Origin of the sequence: Coprococcus sp. OM04-5BH (assembly GCF_003482105.1) — a bacterium.
Classification (GTDB): Bacteria; Bacillota; Clostridia; order Lachnospirales; family Lachnospiraceae; genus Coprococcus.
The window spans coordinates 1,226,723-1,227,039 of the sequence record NZ_QULM01000001.1; the positions used below are offsets into that span (position 1 = coordinate 1,226,723).

Annotated in this window: 1 rRNA gene (cut by a window edge); it reads left to right on the forward strand. The window is 41.3% G+C overall.

What is annotated here, in order from left to right:
* Nucleotides 1-156 precede the first annotated feature (156 nt).
* Nucleotides 157-317 (forward strand): 16S ribosomal RNA (locus tag DXB54_RS05480) (it continues 1,415 nt past the right edge of the window).

Sequence of the window (317 nt, forward strand, 5' to 3'; positions counted from 1 at the left end):
ACAAATGAACCATGAAAATTTAACAACATGACAACCCTGAAATTTCTTATAAAATTTCAAGAACGTTGGATGGTAAAACATCAACAAACCAATAACAGTAAAAAAGGTTAGGAAGAATACAAGCTAGTATTTATTCCTGATCGGGATTTACAAACTTTTAATGAGAGTTTGATCCTGGCTCAGGATGAACGCTGGCGGCGTGCTTAACACATGCAAGTCGAACGGAGTTTAACAGGTGCTTGCACCGGTTAAACTTAGTGGCGGACGGGTGAGTAACGCGTGGGTAACCTGCCTCGTACTGGGGGATAACAGTTGGA